This window comes from Pseudomonas sp. SCB32, from assembly GCF_009189165.1.
Classification (GTDB): domain Bacteria; phylum Pseudomonadota; class Gammaproteobacteria; order Pseudomonadales; family Pseudomonadaceae; genus Pseudomonas.
The window spans coordinates 881,581-899,436 of the sequence record NZ_CP045118.1 but is presented as its reverse complement, the minus strand read 5'-3'; the positions used below and the strand labels follow the sequence as shown (position 1 = coordinate 899,436).

At 65.7% G+C, this 17,856-nt stretch carries 16 protein-coding genes; 13 read left to right on the top strand and 3 right to left on the bottom strand.

Annotated elements, in window-relative coordinates; genetic code table 11:
• Positions 1 to 12 precede the first annotated feature (12 nt).
• From GA645_RS04335 to GA645_RS04285, 11 genes are read left to right on the top strand one after another with little or no spacing between them, the layout of a single operon-like run.
• Positions 13 to 2,625, top strand: coding sequence for a DUF2169 domain-containing protein (locus GA645_RS04335; protein WP_152220285.1), 2,613 nt, complete (start codon positions 13 to 15; stop codon positions 2,623 to 2,625).
• The gene (locus GA645_RS04330) at positions 2,622 to 3,734 is read left to right on the top strand and encodes a pentapeptide repeat-containing protein (protein WP_152220283.1); all 1,113 of its coding nucleotides are present in this window, start codon (positions 2,622 to 2,624) and stop codon (positions 3,732 to 3,734) included. The genes GA645_RS04335 and GA645_RS04330 overlap by 4 nt, the downstream gene beginning before the upstream one ends.
• Complete coding sequence (locus tag GA645_RS04325; protein WP_178119481.1) at positions 3,731 to 4,360, top strand: DUF3540 domain-containing protein; 630 nt, start codon at positions 3,731 to 3,733, stop codon at positions 4,358 to 4,360. The genes GA645_RS04330 and GA645_RS04325 overlap by 4 nt, the downstream gene beginning before the upstream one ends.
• Before the next feature lie 10 nt (positions 4,361 to 4,370).
• The gene (locus GA645_RS04320) at positions 4,371 to 4,760 is read left to right on the top strand and encodes a DUF4150 domain-containing protein (protein WP_152220279.1); all 390 of its coding nucleotides are present in this window, start codon (positions 4,371 to 4,373) and stop codon (positions 4,758 to 4,760) included.
• A gap of 43 nt (positions 4,761 to 4,803) precedes the next feature.
• On the top strand, positions 4,804 to 6,693 hold the full coding sequence (tagH, locus tag GA645_RS04315) for a type VI secretion system-associated FHA domain protein TagH (protein ID WP_152220277.1): 1,890 nt from the start codon (positions 4,804 to 4,806) through the stop codon (positions 6,691 to 6,693).
• A complete protein-coding gene (gene tssJ, locus GA645_RS04310) occupies positions 6,690 to 7,313 on the top strand; it encodes a type VI secretion system lipoprotein TssJ (protein WP_152220275.1) in 624 nt (207 codons plus the stop codon). Before tagH ends, tssJ begins: the two co-directional genes overlap by 4 nt.
• A complete protein-coding gene (tssK, locus tag GA645_RS04305) occupies positions 7,310 to 8,674 on the top strand; it encodes a type VI secretion system baseplate subunit TssK (protein ID WP_152220273.1) in 1,365 nt (454 codons plus the stop codon). Before tssJ ends, tssK begins: the two co-directional genes overlap by 4 nt.
• Positions 8,675 to 8,726: 52 nt before the next feature.
• On the top strand, positions 8,727 to 9,989 hold the full coding sequence (gene tssL, locus GA645_RS04300; protein WP_218572349.1) for a type VI secretion system protein TssL, long form: 1,263 nt from the start codon (positions 8,727 to 8,729) through the stop codon (positions 9,987 to 9,989).
• Positions 9,986 to 13,573 (top strand): type VI secretion system membrane subunit TssM, encoded by a 3,588-nt coding sequence (gene tssM / locus GA645_RS04295; RefSeq protein WP_152220271.1) that lies wholly within the window; start codon positions 9,986 to 9,988, stop codon positions 13,571 to 13,573. The genes tssL and tssM overlap by 4 nt, the downstream gene beginning before the upstream one ends.
• Positions 13,570 to 14,193, top strand: a complete 624-nt coding sequence (tagF, locus tag GA645_RS04290; protein WP_152220269.1) for a type VI secretion system-associated protein TagF — start codon at positions 13,570 to 13,572, stop codon at positions 14,191 to 14,193. Before tssM ends, tagF begins: the two co-directional genes overlap by 4 nt.
• Positions 14,183 to 15,103: a serine/threonine-protein kinase gene (locus GA645_RS04285; protein ID WP_178119480.1), complete on the top strand. Its 921-nt coding sequence runs from the start codon at positions 14,183 to 14,185 to the stop codon at positions 15,101 to 15,103. Before tagF ends, GA645_RS04285 begins: the two co-directional genes overlap by 11 nt.
• Positions 15,104 to 15,157: 54 nt before the next feature.
• On the opposite strand, the gene GA645_RS04280 is transcribed toward GA645_RS04285, so the two are convergent.
• From GA645_RS04280 to GA645_RS04270, 3 genes are read right to left on the bottom strand one after another with little or no spacing between them, the layout of a single operon-like run.
• Positions 15,158 to 15,748: an LON peptidase substrate-binding domain-containing protein gene (locus GA645_RS04280; RefSeq protein ID WP_152220265.1), complete on the bottom strand. Its 591-nt coding sequence runs from the start codon at positions 15,746 to 15,748 to the stop codon at positions 15,158 to 15,160.
• 18 nt (positions 15,749 to 15,766) lie between these two features.
• Complete coding sequence (locus GA645_RS04275) at positions 15,767 to 16,480, bottom strand: LrgB family protein (RefSeq protein WP_152220264.1); 714 nt, start codon at positions 16,478 to 16,480, stop codon at positions 15,767 to 15,769.
• A complete protein-coding gene (locus GA645_RS04270; protein ID WP_152220262.1) occupies positions 16,480 to 16,842 on the bottom strand; it encodes a CidA/LrgA family protein in 363 nt (120 codons plus the stop codon). The genes GA645_RS04275 and GA645_RS04270 overlap by 1 nt, the downstream gene beginning before the upstream one ends.
• A gap of 182 nt (positions 16,843 to 17,024) precedes the next feature.
• On the opposite strand from GA645_RS04270, the gene GA645_RS04265 reads away from it, so the two are divergent.
• Together GA645_RS04265 and GA645_RS29245 are read left to right on the top strand one after the other, a co-directional pair.
• Complete coding sequence (locus tag GA645_RS04265; RefSeq protein WP_152220260.1) at positions 17,025 to 17,480, top strand: MaoC family dehydratase; 456 nt, start codon at positions 17,025 to 17,027, stop codon at positions 17,478 to 17,480.
• 80 nt (positions 17,481 to 17,560) lie between these two features.
• Positions 17,561 to 17,773: a TM2 domain-containing protein gene (locus GA645_RS29245; protein WP_152220258.1), complete on the top strand. Its 213-nt coding sequence runs from the start codon at positions 17,561 to 17,563 to the stop codon at positions 17,771 to 17,773.
• The last annotated feature ends 83 nt before the right edge of the window (positions 17,774 to 17,856 follow it).

The following is a 17,856-nucleotide window of genomic DNA, read 5'->3' as shown; positions in this document are numbered from 1 at the left end:
CGAGGCAGCCCCATGAAACTCATCAAACCCCTGAGGCTCAGCCTGCAGCACCGTGTCTACCGGTGGAACCAGCAATACCAACTGGGCATCGCCGCACTCGCCCTGCTGCCCTTGCGCGGCCGGCCACACCTGCTCACGGAAATGGAACTATGGCGCCTGGTCCCTGAGCATCTGCACGGAGCCATGACACCGGACGTGGGAATCCCCAAGGTGATTCCCGAATTTCTGGTCAGCGGCAACACCTACGGGCGCTATTGCCCGCCCGACGCCTCGACCTGCGAAGTGCGAGTCAAGGTCGCGGGGCTCGAGAAGCGCCTGCGGGTGACCGGCGAGCGTTCGTGGAACGGTGCCATCCCCACGCGCGCGGAGTCATTCGATCAAATACCGATTGACTGGAGCTCGACCTACGGCGGCCAGGGGTTTGCCGAGAACCCGCTGGGCAAGGGTCACCTGGAAGACTCGCCCATTCAGCGACTACCGAACCTGGAACCGTTCGGGCAGCACCTGCGCTCGCCGGAGCAAACCGGCCTGCCGGTCAGTCTGGGGATGCTCCAGCCGACCTGGACGCAGCGCTCGGCTCTCGCCGGGGATTGTGACCAGCGTTGGCTCGAGGAAGATTTCCCGGGTTTCTCACGCAACCTCGACTGGCGTTACTTCAACCTGTCGCAGCCGGATCAGTGGTTTGACGGCTGCGAAGAGATCCCCGCAGGAGCCCCGTTCGAGTTGCAGCACCTGCACCCCAAGCATGCACTCCTCAGCGGCAATCTGCCGAAGCTGCAAGCCCGCGGCTTCCTGCAACGCAAGGATAGTGAGCCGGGCGCCCTGGAAGAAGTCCCGCTGCGCCTGACCACGCTGTGGTTCCTGCCCGACTGCGAACGCGTCATCCTGGTCTTCCATGGCAGCACCCGTTGCACGACCTTCGATGGCAACGACATCGATCACCTGTTGCTGGCAGTCGATGATCCCGACGCACCTCGTTCGCGTGAACACTTCAGTCATGTGCTGGAGCAGCGTCTGGCCCCCAGGCATGGTGCCCTGCATGCGCTGAACGATCACGACCTGCTTCCCGCCTCGCTGATCGGGCCGGGACTGGAGACGCAGCCCGGGGGGACCGCCGCGCCGAACGCCATGCTACAGCGCATGGGTCAACGCGCCGCCGCACAGCGCGACGAACTGGCCACGCAATTGCACGACCTCTCGGCCAAGGTCGCACCGGCGATTGCCATGCCCGCCACTCTAGAGCTGGAGAGCGCCGTCCCGCCGGATCCGGCACAGTTGCCAGCCTACGTCGAGGAGCGCAGCCGACACGCCCGGGAAGCCGAGGCCAGGCTTCACGAGCAGGTACAGGACGCGCGCAGGCAGGAGGTGCAACTCGAGGCGAAGCTGTCGAACGACCACCACAGCACCCCACCCACGCCACGCAATCTCCGGCAAGTGCTCGAAACACTCAGCCAGCAGCTGCACAGCGAACCGGCGCGGCGCCTGCTGCCGCCCCAGCAGCATGCGGAGCTGCAGCAGCTGCTCGAACGAACCGCCCCCCAGTTGTCCAGCGCGCTGAGCCGCGGCGGCCATTTGCTCGATGCCCAGCCAGCCCTCGACGAAGTCGGCTCCCGGCAGCGCCGCGAACAGATTCACGAGCGCCTGAGCCAGGGGCTCGAGCTCGGTTCGCTGCTCCTGGCCGGAGCCAATCTCGCCGGCATGGACCTGAGCCGCGCCAACCTCGACGGTGCCGACCTGGATTCGGCCGATCTCAGCGGCTGCGACCTCTCCGGCGCCAGCCTAAAGGGTGCCCTGCTCAGCCGCGTCAGATTGGACAACGCCAACCTGGAAGGCTGCGACTTGTCCGATGCCAACCTGGGCCACGCCCGCGCCAGCGGCGCCATCCTGCGCCGCGTCAACCTGAGCCGAAGTTGCCTGGAACATTCCGAACTGAGTGACTGCGACCTGAGCGAGGCGCAGCTTTGCGATCTGCAAGCCAGGGGCGCGAAGCTGCTCAACCTCAACCTCAGCTGCGCCCAGCTGCGCAACCTGCTGCTGGAAGAAACGACAGCCACGAGCCTGTGCCTGCATCTGGCGCAGATCAGCAACCTCACCTTCCATCGCTGCACGTTGCGCGACCTCGACTTCAGCCGGGCCCGGATCCGCGCGCTGACGCTGATCGAAACCGACGCCGGCCAGGGGCTCAGCTTCCAGGCCGCGCATCTGCAGAAATCATCCTTCCTTGGCGCCTGCGACCTCTCCGGCGCCGACTTCTCGGCCTGCGAGATGTCCGAAGTGTGCCTGCGCGGCGCTCGACTCCGGAACGCTGACTTCACCTTCAGCCAGCTGCACCAGGTAGACCTGAGCGATACCGACCTGCGAAACAGCCGCCTGGAACAGGCTGAGCTGGACGGCACCTTGCTGATTCGCAGCGACCTTCGACAGGCCAGCCTGCGCGATGCCAGCCTGATGACCGCCGTGCTGCAAGGCGCGGCGCTGCAAGGAGCGAACCTATCGGGTTGCAACCTGTTCCGCGCCGACCTCGGCGAAGCCCGGTTCGATTACGATACCCGGCTCGACGGCAGCTACCTGGAAAGAGCCAACAGATACCCCCTCGCCCCCCAGGCCATGGCAGGTGAAGCATGAGCATCGCCGAGTTCCATCGCCGCCTGGAGCACAACGGGGACCTGCGCGACCTGAACTGCAACGGCCTGCGATTCGAGGGGGCACGCTGGGCGGGACTGGTCTTCGAGAACATCTGCTTCAGCGATGCCTGTCTGCCCGGCGCCGAGCTGGCCGACTGCGTGTTTCTCCGTTGCCAGCTGGACAACGCCCATCTGGACGCAGCCAACCTGTCCCGCGCGCGCTTCATCGACTGCTCGCTCACTGGCGCGAACCTGACCGACTGCCACTTGGATGGCGCGATATTCCACAACAGTCGTCTGGAGCACTGCCGTTTCGACAAGGCATGCCTGCGCGAATGCCGCTTCAACGAGGGCTCGTTGGAGCATGCCAGCTTTGTCGAAGCCCGGCTGGACCAGACCTTGTTCGGCGCACAACTGGGCCTGGCTGACTTCTCCGATGCACAGATTCAGCGGGTCGTGTTCCAGGAACTGGACCTGCGGAGTCTGCGCCTGGCACGGGCACGGCTGCACGCAAGCGTGTTCCTCGCCTGTGACCTGAGTGGGCTGACGCTGCGCCATCAGGACCTGGAGGGCTGCCAGTTCGTCGATTGCCGGCTGCAGGGCGTCGATTTCAGCGCCAGCCGGCTCGTCCAGTGCAACTTCACCGCCGCCAACCTGCAGGACTCCCTGCTGAACGAGGTCCAGGCGACCCAGGCGATTTTCCTGCGGGCCGACCTGGAATCCGCCTCATGTCGGCGAGCGGACTTCACCAGCGCGCTCTGGGTGTCGGCAAAACTCGTTGCCGTCGACTTCAGCGGCAGCGTCCTCGACCAAGCCATTTTCCAGCACGCCGACGCCCCCCGGGCGCGCTTCGCGCAATGCAGCCTGCGTTACGCGGATTTCTCCCGGGCGCACCTGACGGAAGCCGATTTCCACGACGCGGCTTTCCAACAGTCCCGCTTCCACGGAGCTCGGACCGACGACGTGCGTTGGGACAGCCAGACCGGCGTGCTGCTCGAGGATCCGGAACTGGCCGCCGCCGAAAACTGGTCGGCCGCGCGCAAGCAACAGGGCCAGGCATTCCGCCAGGCATTGCAGCAGAACCCCTATGGTTCGGGAGAAACCCCATGAATGCACCCCTTGTCCTTCTGAAAACCCCCTCCGCACATCCCCGGGACGACACCCTGGGCGAGGTCGTCACGGCGCTCGGCGAGCGAAGCTTCCTAGTCGCCCAGGGGCCACACCGCCAGCTCTGCATGCAGGCCTTCAGCTGCCTGATCACGCCTGTCGTCGGCGATCGCGTGCTGCTCGCCCATACCCAGGGCTCGGCCTTCATCCTCGCCATTCTCGAACGCCGAGGCGACGAACGACCGGCCTGCCACCTGCCCCATGGCCTGGATATCGATAGCGACGCCGAACTCCGCATCGCCGGCGCGGCACTCGAACTGGCACCGCAGGCCCTGCGCGTGGAGACAGCCGATCTGGACTGCCAGGCCGCCCGGCTGAACTACAGCTGCGCAGAGGCCCGCGGTTTCGTCGGGGTCGGCAAACTGGTGGGCCGCGTGATCGAACTGCTCACCGACAAATGGGTGCAGGTCAGCAAGCAGAGCTATCGCATCAGCGAACAGCTCGACTGCATCCGAACCGCCGAACTGGATTGCGAAGCCGGCCAGACCCTGCGTCTGCACGGCAAGAACACTCTCGTCAGCGCCGACCAGCTGAGCAAGCTGGACGCCCGCCAGATCCACATCGGCTGAGGTGCCTTGCATGTTCGCGAACTCCCAGGTCGGTGGCATCGACATCGCCAACCCCGACGTCTGCCTCACGCCGCCAGTGCCGGTACCGGTTTCCTACGTCAATGTCGCTGCCGGCAGCACCGCCATCCCCAACGTTCCCAACGTCCTGCTCATCGGCGGGCCGGCCCACAACATGGGCACCGTGGTGCCGCAGACCAATGGCGACAATCCGGGTGTCGCCGGCGGCGTGGCATCCGGAACCGTGATGGCTCCCTCACGCCATATCACCGGCGCCTTCACCGTAATCCTGCATGGCATGCCGGTCACCCGCATGACCAGCATGACCCAGCAGAACACCACCAACGCCATCGGCTCGCGCGTCGCCCCGAGCCAGGGAAAGGTGCTGGTGCTGGCCGGATGAGCAACAGGACTCACTGCCGAGCGCTGCCGCCGGATCCAACGCCATGAAGCTGACCGTCATCGAACAGTCCGGCCAGCCGGTCGACCAGGGGGTGTCGGCCAGCTTCCGCGCACCCGGCGGCATCATCGGCAGCAGCGCTGGCTGTCACCTGAAACTGAACGACCCCGAGGGCCGCATCTCGCGATTACAGGCCGTGCTCAGCCACCGCCAGGATGGCTGGCATGTCCGCAATGCCGGCTCGGCGCTGGCCATCGCGGTCGGCCCCCATCCCCTGGAACTCAATCAGGAATGTCGACTGCGGGAGGGAGAGCTCCTGCGGATCGGCGCCTTTCTACTGCGCAGCGAGGCAAGTCACAGCATGCAGACTCCCGAGTCGCCCCTTTCCCCTCAGCACACCCCGCCTGCCGCCTCCCCGCCCCAGGCGACGACGCACTCGGGGTCTGGTGCCCCCGCCAGCCAGGAAAATCCGTTCGCCGATCTGCTCGGCGATACGCCCCTGTCGACCTCCACCACTCCGCGGCCGCCCCCCTTGCTCCACCTGGAAGACTCCGCAGTGGTGACGACGCAGCGGGCCTGGGTGGCGCCGTCCTTCTTCGGCCAACTGCCTGATGCCGGCGCCTCGCTGTTCGCGCGCCAGCCGCCGGGTTCCCCGGCCGAACTGGTCCCGAATTCCTCCCTGACGGGGCCGTCGATGGATCCGCTCACGCTCTTCTCGGCCCCGGTCCATCATCCGGACCTGCTGAAAAACCTGGGCCCGGCGCTGCTGCCCGACGCTCAGACAACCGTCCTGCATCAGGCCGCAATCATCGAAGCGCCAGATCGGCACGAGATTGCCGACAAGGTCGAGATCGGCCGTACGGCACTGCGCTGGGGCGAGAATGCCCCGTCCCTGCCGATGCCAGTCGAAGCGCTTGCGCCCATGCCGGCCGAAGAACCCACTCTGCTTCTCGATGGCACACTACCTGGCACGGGCCTCACGGAGTTCGCCGCAGAGCTAGCGGCGCTCGGCGCTTCGCCCCTGGCTTCCCAAGCCCCGCAGCCCTCTCCCCTGGCAACCGATGGCTTTGCGCAGGCCATTGCGCCAGTCATGGCCGACGCCACGGAGTCGGCCATGCTGACGCTCCTGCCAGCTCTCGCAACGCCAACCCTGGCTCAGGATGAGTCCCCGGCGGCGCTCGCACCGAACCTTCCTCCCAGCTCCGAGCACAAGTCAACGCCGGTGGCCGTGGAGGAGGCACCTGAGCACAGCCTCCCCCGGCGCGATTCGGCTTGCGCGGCAAGCTCCCGCAGGCAGAGGAAGGAACAAGCCGAAGGCGACGCCATGGCCGGCTTCATGAAGGCAGCGGGCATCGGCCAGGTGCTCCCCGCCGTTCTGCCATTGGACCTGCGCATGGCGCAGCTGGGCAACCTTTTCAAGCTGTTCACCGACGGCACGGTGCGCCTGCTGTCCTCCCGCACGCTGCTCAAACGGGAAGTGCGCGCGGAACTCACCCGGGTCATGGACTCGGCCAACAACCCGTTCAAGATCCTGCCGTCGGGAGAGGCGGTGCTGATCCAGATGTTCGGCCAGCACCTGCCGGGATTTTTGCCCCCGGAGCAGGCCATCCGGGATGCCTTGGAGGACCTGCAGCACCATCAGTTGGGCGTCCTGGCCGGGACACGAAGCGCGCTGTTCGAGTTGCTCCGCGAATTCGATCCACGGCTGAGCGAAACCGAGCATGCCCCCCGCGACTGGCTCGACAGACTGCTCCCCAGCCGGGTCGACTCGCGTCGCTGGCAGCACTACCGCGAGCGCTTCCAGCGCCTGCTGGGGCTGGCGCAGAGCAATGACTTCCATCGCCTCTTCGGCGATTCCTTCCAGCGCGCCTACGAGGACGAGATCAAGCGCTGCTCGGCTGAATCGGCCGAGCGCCATAAGGAGACTCAGGCATGAACCGGATCAGCCCGCCCCTGCGCCATAGCCTACTGCTAGCGCTTTTCAGCCTGTCCGGCTGTTCCTGGTGGCCATTGGGCAAAGATACTCCCGCCGCCGTCGAACCACCCGGCAGCGTCACCTACCACATCACCTTCAAGGTGGACGAGGATATCAATCGCGACGGTAGCGGCCGCGCAATGCCGGTGCTGCTCAACGTCTTTGAGCTGCGCAGCGCGGGCAACTTCGAGATGTCCGACTACTTCGACCTGCGCGACAACGCCCATGCCCGGCTGGGCGCCGACTTCCTGCGCGGTGACCAGCTGATGATCTGGCCTGGCGCCACGGAGCGGCGCAGCTACACCAGCACGTCGGAACCCGCCCTGATCGGCGTGGTCGCCGGCTACCAGCAACTCGAAGGACGCACCTGGAGACTCCTGGTTCCGCTGCAGGCATCAGCGTTCGCGCAGACCGCTCAGACGGCCGAGCAGCTGACCCCGGAACTGCCCGTCCCCCCCGAACTCGACGAGATCCCACCCGCACAAGCCCCCCTGCCGGGGTTGCAGCTAACCATAGCGATCCGCCAGGACGGCCTGCACATCCAGCCCACCACGCCAGCCCCATCGAGGACCACCCCATGAGCACCCCCACGGTGATACCCAGCGTCCAGGCGCATACGCTGAGCCCGCTCTGGACCGAGGGCATGTACCTGCGCCCACAGCATTTCCAACAATGGCAACGCTATATCGAGCATTACCTGGAGCATCGCTGCCGGGGACTGGGTGGCGCTTACTGGGGCTTCCTCGAGCTGGACCTGGACCCGCAACTGCTGGAGCTGGGCAAGATCGGAATACGCCGCGCAGTAGGCAGCATGCCCGATGGCACCCCCTTCTGCTTCGACTCGCCCGCCGAAGCGCCGGCGCCACTGGATTTCCCGCTCACATCGAAAAACGCCGACGTGGTGCTGGCACTGCCCCTGCGTCGGCCCGGCAGCGAGGAAGTGCTGTTCACAGAAGTCGAAGGCTCACCCGCCCGCTACGGCGTCGCCGAAGCTGAGCTGAGCGACGCCAACGCCGTGGCGCTGGAACCGTCGCCCGTGCAACTGGCGCGACCGCGCTATCGCCTGGCGCTGCGCGAGGAGCTCGGTGAGACCTACCAGGCCATCGGCGTGGTACGGGTCATCGAGCGCGGCAGCGATCAACGCCTGCGCTTGGATGAGCACTACATTCCGCCCCTGCTTGCCTGCCTGGCGCAGAGCACCCTTGCCGGCCTGGTCAAGGAAGTTCACAGCCTGCTCCAGCAACGTTCACATGCCCTGGCGCAGCGCCTCTCGCAACCGGGCCGCGGCGGTGTCGGCGAGGTCGCCGACTTCATGCTTCTGGAGCTGACCAATCGCTCGCTCGCCAGTACCTGGGTGGCGCAGCAGGATCGGCAGCGCCACCCCTTCGACCTGTTCCATGACTGGCTCAGGCTGGCCTTTGACCTGGCCACCTTCACCTCGGCCAACCGCCAGCCGCAGCAATGGCCGCGCTACGTGCACGACGACCTGCAGCACAGCTTCGAGCCGCTGATGGCGGAGCTGCGCCAGGCGCTCTCCACGGTACTGGAACAGGGGGCGATATCCATTGCACTGCAGGACCGAGGACATGGCGTGAGGGTGGGCAGCATTCCCAGTCCCGATCTGCTTCGCGAGGCCGGCTTCATTCTCGCCGTGCACGCCGAGCTTCCCGGCGAGGCGATTCGTACGCGCTTCCCCGCACAGGTCAAGCTGGGCACGGTGGAGCGCATCCGCGACCTGGTGCAGCTGCAGTTGCCGGGCATCGGCGTTCGCCCGTTGCCCGTGGCGCCTCGGCAGATACCCTACAACGCAGGCTACCTGTACTTCGAAATGGAGAAACGCGGCGAGATGTGGCAACAGCTGCAGAAGACCGGCGTGCTGGCCATGCACCTCGCCGGGGAGTTCCCCGGCCTCGAAGTCGAGCTCTGGGCCGTGCGCGGCTGAACTCCGGGAGATATCCATTGCATAGCATGACCACCGGTGAGAGTGGGTTCCCATGTCATTGAACCCCTCGCGCAACCCCTTCGGCGAATCCAATGCGCCGGGAGCCACCCCGACTGCGGGCGCCTGGCAGGGCCAGCACGCGGTGCAGCGAGCCGAAGCCGACCTCGGTGCGGCCGGCAATCCGTTGCTGGCGGCCGCCAACCCGCTGCTGAACCTCGCACCGCAGATCCGCCTGCTGACCCAGCATCTGGATCCGGACGCCCTGCACCGGCAACTGGTCGAGGAAATCCGGCGCTTCGAACGCCAGGCCCAGGCGCAGAATATCCGAACCGAGGAAATCATCGCCGCGCGCTACTGCCTCTGCACGGTGCTCGACGAGGCGGCCGCGCTGACGACCTGGGGCAGCGGCACCTGGGGCTCCCGCAGCCTGCTGGTGACCTTCCACAACGAGGCCTGGGGCGGCGAGAAGTTCTTCCAGTTGCTTTCACGCCTGGCCAGCGATCCGCAGCAACACAGGAACCTGCTGGAACTGCAGTACTATTGCCTGTGCCTGGGCTTCGAAGGCCAGTACCGCATCATGGAGTACGGGCAAAGCTCCCTGGAGACGCTCAGGCAGCGGCTGCTCGCCATCCTGCAGGGCCGGCAGACCGTCAGTGACCAGGCGCTGTCGCCCCATTGGCAAAGCAGTGTCGAGCATGCTGGCAGCCTGCGCCCCCCGATTCCCTTCTGGGTCTACACCTCGCTGCTGGTGTTGCTCTTGGGAATTCTCTACACCGGCCTGCTGGTTGCCCTGCAGGGTCCGGGGGACCGCCTGGCGCTGGCCATCGGTGGCGTGCAACTGGCCAAGCTGGAAATCAGTACCCCCACCACGAGGACGCTGGCCGACCTCCTCGCGCCGGAAATCGCCGAGCACCTGCTCTCCGTACGCGAGGAAGACGACCGCAGCGTGATCGTGATCCGCGGAAACGGCGTCTTTGCCTCGGGCGCGAGCCAGGTCAAATCCTCCTACCTGTCGGTCATCAAGCGCATCGGCCAAGCACTGCAAAGCCGCAAGGGCCGGGTGGAGGTGCTTGGCTACACCGACAACCAGCCGATCCGCTTCCAGTTCACCTCCAACCTCGAACTCTCCGAGGCTCGCGCCTTGGCCGTGCGCGACCTGCTGCGCGAGAACCTGGACAAGGATCGCGTCAGCTCCCGGGGCATGGGTGAGGACCATCCCCTCACCTCCAACGAGACCGCCGAAGGGCGTGCGCTCAATCGACGAGTCGAGATCGTGCTGTTCAAGACGGACATGCTGCAGGAGAAAGGGCAATGAGCCAGTGGTTGCGTTGGTTACGGAGCCCGGCTCTGTGGGTTCTTCTAGGACTTCTCGCCCTTGCGGCGCTCATCTGGCTGGTAGGTCCGGAAATCGCCATCGGTCGTCATCGGCCGCTGTACAACGAGAGCGCGAGGATCGTCCTGATCGCCCTGCTGCTGGGCCTATTCTTCCTGCGGGTTGGCTGGCGCCGCCTGCGCATGGCCTACACCAACAGCCAGTTGCTCGAGCACCTGCGCTCGCGCAGCCAGGGCAACGACCTGGCCGATGCCCAGCAACAAGCACTGGCGGAACGCTTCGACGTGGCCATCGCAACGCTCAAGCAGGCGCGCTTCGACAAGGACGAACGGCGCTGGTCGTTGCGACGCCTGTCGCGTCAGTACCTCTACCAGTTGCCCTGGTACATCGTGGTGGGCGCTCCCGGCTCGGGCAAGACCACGGCGCTGCTGAACTCCGGCCTGAAGTTTCCCCTGGCCGGCAGCATCGGCAAGGCCGCCGTCGAGGGGGTGGGCGGTACCCGGCAATGCGACTGGTGGTTCACCAACGATGCCGTGCTGATCGATACCGCGGGACGCTACAGCACCCAGGACAGCGACCAGCCCGTTGACAGCGCCGAGTGGAACAGCTTCCTCGGCCTGCTGAAGAAGTACCGGCCACGGCAACCGGTCAATGGCGTCATGCTCACCATCTCGGTCGCCGACCTGCTGGGCAGCAGCGCACAGGAGCAGGCACGGCTCGCCCACGAACTTCGCAAGCGCCTGCAGGAGCTGAACCGGCAACTGGGCATCACCTTTCCGGTCTATGTCCTGGTGACAAAGCTCGACCTGCTGGCCGGCTTCAACCAGTATTTTGCCGCGCTCGACCGACCGGAGCGCGAGCAGGTCTGGGGCTTCACCCTGCCACTCAAGGAAGAGCAACGCGGCTCACCAGAGCTCGCCGGGGAGTTTGCCGCGGAGTACGGCCTGCTCTATCAACGACTGCGCCAATACCTGCCGGACCGCCTGGGTGAAAGTCGCCCGCTGGAAGAAAGCGCCCAGGCGTACCTGCTACCCCAGGAATTTGCCGCCCTCGAGGAGCCGTTGCGACAGTTCCTGCTGGAGGTCTTCAGTACCTCGAAATTCGAATTCCCGGTCCTGCTGCGCGGCCTCTATTTCACCAGTGCGACCCAGGAAGGCACGGTCTTCGACCGAGTGATGGGGGCCATCAAGCGCAACCTGGGCCTGCCCGAATCCTCCCAGCCTTCCCTGAACCAGAATGGCGCCCAGGGTTTCTTCTTGAAGCGCCTGATGCAGGAAGTGGTCTTCCGCGAAGTCGCCCTGGCTGGGCGCAACCTGCTCTGGGAGCGTCGCCGCCGAGTGCTGCGCGGCGCGGGCCATGTCGCGCTCGCCCTGCTGCTGGTGGCTGGGGGCTGGATCCTGTGGCGTGCCTACGGGCTGAACCGGGCCTACCTGGACGAGGTGAGCGAGAAGGTACCCGCCCTGGGCCTGCACGGGCAAACCATCCAAAGCCACGCTGGCGACATCCTGCAGGTTCTGCCCTGGCTCGATCGCCTGCGCGAGCTGCCCGACAGCAGCCATTTCGAGGTCACCAGCCCACCCTGGCGCCTCCGTCTTGGCCTGTACCAGGGCTGGACCGTCGAGCAAAGCAGCGACCTGCTCTACCGGCATGGACTTCGCGACATGCTGCTACCCCAGGTGGCGTCCTACATTCAGCAGCGCCTGCGCCAGGAGACGCCGAACGACCACTACACCTACGAGGCACTCAAGGCCTACCTGATGCTCTACGACGAGCAGCACTACGACGGCGCCTACCTGCGTGACTGGCTCTACATCAACCTCCGGCACGAGCTGCCCGATGGCTTCACCGAAGCCGAGGGGGAACAGCTCGAACAGCACCTCAAGCAGCTGCTGGAACCCGGCCCGGTGCGCTCGCCCTACCCGATGGACACCAGCCTGGTGGAACAGACCCGCCTGCAGCTGGGTCGCCTGCCGCTGGTGCAACGCGCCTACCAGCGCATCCGCTATCAGTTGCTGCTGGACGAACCGGCCAATGCTTTCAGCGTCATCTCGGCGGCCGGCCCCGATGCCAGCCAGTCACTGCGCCGCCAGAGCGGCCTGCCGCTCACCGAAGGGATTCCGACACTGTTCACCTACACGGGTTATCACGATCTCTTCATGCCCAACGCCATCCGGCTGCAGGGGCAATTGCAGAACGACGACACCTGGGTACTGAACCTTGCGCTGCGCCCCGAAGAACTGCTGCCGGATTATCAGGCCAACCTGCTGCGGCAACTGCAGGCACTCTACCTCAACGAATATGTCCAGGTTTGGGACAACTACCTGAACGACCTCACTCTGGTGCCGATCACCTCGCTGGCCCAGGCGGCCCAGGTATCCCGCACCCTGTCGGCGCTGGACTCGCCACTGGAGCGCCTGATCCGCGCCGCCGCACGCGAAACCACGTTGCTGCGGCCGATGAACAAGGCGGTGCAGGACTTCGCGGACAGAGCCGGCAACAAGCTCAACAGCACCCGTGAGCACCTGCAAAGGCTGGTCGGGCGCCTGGACGAGAGCAACCGGCCCAAACCCAGCGTCAAGCCGGAGGCTCCGGAGCGCATCGTCGACGACCATTTCGCATCCCTGCGTCGGATGACCGACGAGGCCGCCTCCGGGCAAGGCGGACCACTGGATAACCTCCGTCAGTTACTCAACGAGCTCTACGTCTACCTGACAGCCACGGAGTCGGCGCTGCGCAGTGGTAACCCGCCGCCCCCCTCGGACATCCTCGCCAAGGTGGACGCCAGCGCAGGGCGCGCGCCATTGGGCGTACGAGAAATGCTCGGCGCGCTGACCGAAATCACCCGGACGCAAACCCGGACGGTCGAGCGCAACAAGCTGCAACAGGACATCAGCGGCTCGATCGGCAGCTTCTGCCGGCGCGCCGTGCTGGGCCGCTATCCGTTCAGCGCCAAGGCGCAGCAGGAAGTCGCCGTCGGTGACTTTGCACGGCTGTTCGCCCCCAACGGCCTGTTCGACACCTTCTTCCAGCAGAACCTGGCAGACAAGGTCAACCAGGCGACCAACCCCTGGAGTTTCAATCCGGGCTTCTCCGGGCCGACCGGCGACCTGCGTTCGTTCGAACGCGCCAGCCTGCTGCGCTCGGTGTTCTTCGCCAAGGGCAATGCACCGTCGATGGACCTGCGCGTACGGGTGGTCAGCATGGACCCGGAAATCGCCCGCCTGAGCCTCAATGCCGGCGGACAGAGCCTGGAATACATGCATGGCCCGCAGGTTCCGCTGGCCGTCAGCTGGCCGGCACCCCAGGGCACCGACCAGGTCCGCCTGAGCATCGACACCCGTGATGGGCGCAGCGCCAGCCTGGCCGGACAGGGGCTGTGGGCCTGGCACCGACTGTTCGACAAGGCACGCATGGAGGCGGGGAGCTCCCCGGACCTGTTCACCCTGCACTACAACCTCGAAGGCCACGCCGTCGCGCTGGAAGTACGAACCGACAGTCTCTACTCCCCGTTCCGGCTCTCGGCGCTGCGCAACTTCAACTGTCCGGGCGGCGGCATCAAGCCATGAGCGATATCCGTCAACCGCCCGGCTGGTACGGCAAACTGCCGGGCACCGGCGACTTCGTCTCGCGCCGCCTGAGCGCCGAGGTGATCCGCTGGTGGGCCAACTGGCTGCAACGCAGCCTGCAGGACCAGAACGAGCGTCATCCCGGTTGGCAGCAACGCTACGTGCGAGCGCCGGTGTGGAACTTCATGATTCCCGGCTCCTGGGATCGGCCCGGACTGCAGATGGGCTGTATCGCTCCCAGTTGCGACCGGGTCGGTCGCTGTTATCCGCTGTGCCTGCTGCTCCCCGTGGACAATGCTCTGGCCTTCGATGCCAGCGCCCTGGAAGCGGCCTTCCAGGACCTGGCGCGGGATGGCTACAGCATCCTCGATGGCATCCGGCACGGAGCCTCCCCGGAACAGCTGGACCAGGCCCTGAGCAGCCCATCGCCTCCGCCAGGCGCCTTCGACTCACACGCCTGGCCGGAACTGGCGCAGTACCTGCCCGGCGAAGCGATGACCAGCTACTGGTGGACCCACCCCGCGGCCAGTGGTCCGAAGCGCCGGCACGTGCACCATGGCGCTCTCAACTCCCTGCTGTTCCACCATCTGTTCGACGGCCCCTGCAGCGATGGATGCTGAACTGGCGCTACGCGCCGGCCATCGACTGGGCGAGTTCGAGGTCGTCCGCAGCGTCGGTCAGGGAGGTTTCGGCATCGTCTATCTGGCGCAGGCGGCCTTCCCTGCTTCCGCTGTGGCTATCAAGGAATACCTGCCCGGCTCGATCGCCCTGCGGACCGCCTGCGGCTCCATCCAGGTACGCCAGAAGAATTTAGCGGAACGCTTCCAGGCAGGCCTGGACGCCTTTGTCCATGAAGCCCGGCTGCTCGCCAGCCTGTGCCATCCCGGGCTGCCGCAGGCCGGGCGCTGCTGGCGGGAGAACGGCACGGCCTACTACAGCATGCCCTGGTATCCGGGGCCGACACTGCAACGCCTGGTCACGACGCCATCGCCGGCGCTCTCCCCGGCCTGGCTGGAGAATCTGCTGGGAAGCCTGCTGGGAGCGCTAGAGCAGCTCCATGAGATCGGGCACCTGCACGGTGATATTGCTCCGGACAACATCATCCTCGACGCGCAGGGCCAGCCCGTGCTGCTCGACCCCGGCGCCGCCGGCCTGGCGTCGAATGACCATCCCAGCAGATTCCGCCCGCTCAAGCCCAGCTATTCGCCGCTGGAACTGCACTACACCCAGGAGCAGCCCCAGGGCTTCTGGAGCGACCTCTACTCGCTTGCGGCGGTGCTGCATCTGCTGATCGTCGGCCAGCCGCCACCGTCCGCCCTGGCCCGCACGGTCGTGGATACCTGCCGCCCGCTGGGTTCCCTGGGTCTGGCCGGCTACCCACGGCCTACGCTGGCTGCCATTGACTGGGCATTGAGCCTGCGCGCTGAAGACCGTCCGCAGAGCGTGGCGGAATTCGCCGCCGAGCTGGGTTTACAGCGGCAAGGCTGGCGCTATTGGAATCCGACGTCGAGCGAACGGCCGTATGCGTAGGCATCCGCATCTCCGGCCCTGCAGCGGGCGCGGAGGCAACCAGGACGGCTGCAGTCAGGCGACGAAATCACCCTGCAGCTGCTCCAGCAGCACCTGGATTCGCGCGAGGCGCACGGACGGGTCGTCCATCTCTAACAGCACCTGTTTCTGGTCACGCTCGAACGGCAGCAAATAGGCGAGCTGGCAGGCCAGTTCCTGCTGGCCGTTGACCTCCCCGCCCATCTCCAGCGCGGAGACCATCGGGTGCATCGACAGCGCTTCGAGCAGCGCGGCGAGGTCGTCGTGCTCCTTCGTCAGCGGCTGGTCGGGCTGCTCGTCCAGCCACTCCACCTCCGCCACGGTCAGCTGGTCCGGCTGCACATTGGCGGAGAGCACACGGAAGCGCCGGCCACCCTCGACACGGATGCCCAACAAGCCGTTCGGGCGTTGCTGCCAGTCGCGGATCAGCGCCTCGCAGCCGACCAGGCTGTAGCGCTCCGGCGCATCACCGACCTCCTCACCCTCGACGATGGCCACCACACCGAAACCAGCGCCCTGCTTCATGCAGCGGCCGATCATATCCAGGTAGCGCGCCTCGAATATCTGCAGGTCGAGACGGCAGCGTGGGAACAGCACGGTGTTGAGCGGGAACAGCGGGAAACTCATGGACACTCCAATCTCTCGTCAGGCGATCAGCGCTACCGCCAACGGTAGCAGCACTGCAGTGGCGACGCCCATCAGGCTCATGGCCAGGGCAGCGAAGGCGCCGCACTCCTCGCCCTCCTGCAGGGCGCGGGAAGTACCCACGGCGTGGGCGGTCATGCCCAGCGCCATGCCCTGCGCGGCCGGATGATGTACACCCACGCGGCGCAGCAGTTCCGGGCCGAGAATGGCGCCGAGCACGCCGGTGATCAGCACGAACACCGCCGCCAGTGCCGCCACGCCGCCGATCTGGCTGGCCACCAGCATGGCAATGGGCGAGGTCACCGACTTGGGCGCCAGGCTCATCAGCAGTTCGTGGTCGACGCCGAACAGCCAGCCCAGGCCAATGCCCAGTCCGGTGGCGAACAGGCCGGCCACCACCAGGGTGATCAGCGTCGGCCAGAACAGCTGGCGGATGCGTTTCAGGTTGAGGAACAGCGGCACCGCCAGCGCCACGGTGGCGGGGCCGAGGAGGATGGTCAGCACCTTGGCGCTGTTGCTGTATTCCGCGTAGTCGATGCCACAGGCCAGCAGCACCGCGATGACGATCAGCATCGACACCAGCACCGGCTGCAGGAACACCCAGCGCGTGCGCTCGTAGGCGGCCAGCGCCAACTGGTAGGCCCCCAGGGTGACGCCGACGCAGAACAACGGATGGTGAATGACGGAGGACACCGCGCCTTGCCAGTCGAACATCAGGCACTCTCCTTCTGCTTGCGCTGGCGGTCGATGAGTTTCTGCATCAGCCAGCCGGCGAACACGAAGGACACCAGCAGCGACAGCGACAGAGCCCCGGCGATGGCCCAGAAGTCCTCGGCAATCTGCTTCGCATAGGCCATCACCCCGACTGCCGCCGGCACCAGCAGCAGCGGCAGGTAGCGCAGCAGCGAGGCGGCCGCCTCATTCACCGGCTTGCTCACCTCGCCGTTCCACACCAGGAAAGCGAACAGCAGCACCAGCCCAATGATGGGGCCGGGAATCATGTGCAGGATGAGAGCATTCAGACCCGTGCCGAGCAATTGGAACAGCACCAGCCAGGTCAGGCCGCGTAACAGCATGGGGACATCTCCAGCGCAAGGAGGCGCCATTATGCCCAGCCGGGCGATGCTATGGCACGGCATTCGCCCAAAGCATGAATCGCCAAGTGTGCTTGACCATCCCCGGTGCCCATGCTGATCTACGGGCTGCTTCAAGACCTGCTGGACGCACTAGAAGAAAAAAAGCATTCCCCGGAGGAAACATGGCATTCGTACCTGTAAGCGCACTGAAGGACTACATCGGCAAGGACCTGGGCCACTCGCAATGGATCACCATCGATCAGGAGCGCATCAACCAGTTCGCCGAGTGCACCGAGGACCACCAGTTCATCCACGTCGACCCGGAAAAGGCCAAGAAGACCCCGTTCGGCGGCACCATCGCCCACGGTTTCCTCTCCCTGTCGCTGATCCCGAAACTCTGCGAAGGGCTGCTGGTACTGCCGGAAAACCCGAAGATGGTGGTCAACTACGGCCTCGACAGCGTTCGATTCATCCAGCCGGTGCCGGTCAACTCCCGCGTACGCCTGCAGATAACCATCAGCGATATCACCGAGAAGAACCCCGGGCAGTGGCTGATCAAGGCGCGCTGCACCCTGGAGATCGAAGGCCAGGCCAAACCCGCCTACATCGCCGAATCCCTGAGCCTGTGCTTCGTCTGAAACATTCCCTGACGGTTATGGATTAGACTGTCGGCGGCCGCGGGTTTCAGCGGCCTCCGGCAACCCACAAGGACAGTCCCATGACCGAAAAACGCATTCTCCCCGCCTTCCTTCTGTGCTTCTTCCTCGGCACCTTCGGCGCCCATCGTTTCTACGTGGGCAAGATCGGCACCGGCATCCTGCAGATCCTCACCCTGGGCGGCCTGGGCATCTGGACGCTGGTCGATTTCATCATGATCATCGTCGGCGCTTTCAAGGACAAGGAAGGCAACAAGCTCACCCAGTGGACCTGAACCGGCTCCACTGAAAAAAGCCCGCGCCCGCGGGCTTTTTTACGTCCACACTGAAATCGCGTCCCACCGCAATTCGAGATTTC